The sequence below is a fragment of the Gilliamella sp. Choc5-1 genome (assembly GCF_001690595.1).
Classification (GTDB): domain Bacteria; phylum Pseudomonadota; class Gammaproteobacteria; order Enterobacterales; family Orbaceae; genus Gilliamella; species Gilliamella apicola_M.
Window position 1 is genome coordinate 1 of sequence record NZ_LZHH01000101.1, and the last position, 1,474, is coordinate 1,474.

At 38.3% G+C, this 1,474-nt stretch carries 3 protein-coding genes; 2 read left to right on the forward strand and 1 reads right to left on the reverse strand.

The genetic code is table 11. The features are described from left to right. Positions 1 to 365, forward strand: a 365-nt coding sequence (locus A9G35_RS13540) for a hypothetical protein (RefSeq protein WP_176701412.1), incomplete at its 5' end; no start/stop codon positions are given. A 683-nt stretch (positions 366 to 1,048) separates the two neighbouring features. Then, positions 1,049 to 1,261 (forward strand): hypothetical protein, encoded by a 213-nt coding sequence (locus A9G35_RS13230; protein WP_141673763.1) that lies wholly within the window; start codon positions 1,049 to 1,051, stop codon positions 1,259 to 1,261. Here A9G35_RS13230 and A9G35_RS13725 read toward each other — a convergent pair. Then, a partial coding sequence (locus A9G35_RS13725) for a hypothetical protein (RefSeq protein ID WP_218057194.1) occupies positions 1,256 to 1,474 on the reverse strand: 219 nt, incomplete at its 5' end. The two genes, A9G35_RS13230 and A9G35_RS13725, sit on opposite strands and share 6 nt — an antisense overlap.

Here is a 1,474-nt window from a genome sequence, read left to right on the forward strand (position 1 = left end):
CGATTGATTATGCGCAGTTAATGGCGGAGCATAGCTCGATTATTGGTATATTACGGGTTACTGAAGCCTATTTATATGGATTAGGCCGTGAGCATGATATTGTTAAAGCCTATGCGTGGTCACTATTAAGTGATTATGCAAAACAAAAAATCGAGGAACAAGGTAACAATTTAGCGTGGGATTCTGAGCAACTTCCCCCAGTTTGGGAATATAACAAGGAAATTCAAACTCGTTTAGAAAAAATTCTTAATCCAGCACAACAACAAGCCGCCCAAGATTATCTGTCTGAGTTAAAAAACAAGATTATTGATTGGAATTATAATCGTTGGCGAGATCAAATTGATGACTTTCATCCTAAGCCTTAATTTATTAAAAGTAAATTAATCTTGTTATTAAATAATTTATCAGTAACAACCAAGTCTCATACCGTTGAATACTCACGAACGGTATCGCTTAACAGTGAAAGTTTTACAGCAGTTGATGATGCCGCCCCTGATTCGGTGTGGCGATATATACAGGCGGGGAATAAACAAGGGAGCCAATACAAGGTTGGGTAAACACTAAAAGTGGCGCACAGCAACACATAAAACGAGTTAGCCCATGGCACTGGTCAGGTTTTAAAACGATAGAAGAGAAGGCAACGGTAGGCGAATTATCTGATAAAATCAGCAAAAATAAAGTTACAACCTTAGATTTAGCCGATTACACGCCGGCGATGCGAGAATTACAGCAAATCTTAACCGGCACACTAATATATTCAACCCAACGAAAATAATACCCCTAAACAGTCCAATCTATCCGCGACGGTAAGGCATGGTTTATTCATCCCGTGGCGATGGTGGATTATTTTAATGTTGAAACAACAAAACTTTGGCATGAGCCTTTAGAATACCCACAACGAACGGTTATAGTTCAAACCACAATCCTAATAAGTGGAATGGTGCTTTTGGTTATATGAGAGATGATGGAGCTAAAGCTCATACTGGTTTAGGTATTATTGTTTTTATGCACTATTGTAGAAAATAAAGCCTACTTGTTGCATTGCGCATTGTGTCATATCTTATTAATTCCATTTAAAAAAATAAAAAACACGCTATTTACTTACTATTTAAGTTTTTTTGGCGTTTTTTTAGTATTTCTTGTTTCAAGACGAAAACGTCAATATCGACGCAATAGTGGCGTCTCAGTGTGGCATAACCTCAGCATTATTGCGACAGGCAATGGTGAAAAAGAGAGTGGCGATATCAATATGCGGTCATGATGCAATGCTCAAAGCAAACCATGATGTTAACATCATTGGACAAGAAAATACGATAAAAACAAAGATGAAATAAAAAACAGCAGTGGCTCGATGGGCGTGGGCTATAACTTTGGTAGAGAAAAACGGATTTACCATTTCTGCCTGTGCCAGCCAAAGCAAATCCCGAGAAAAAGGTAACGGTACCGATTGGATAGAAAGTGTAGTAGAGGCGGG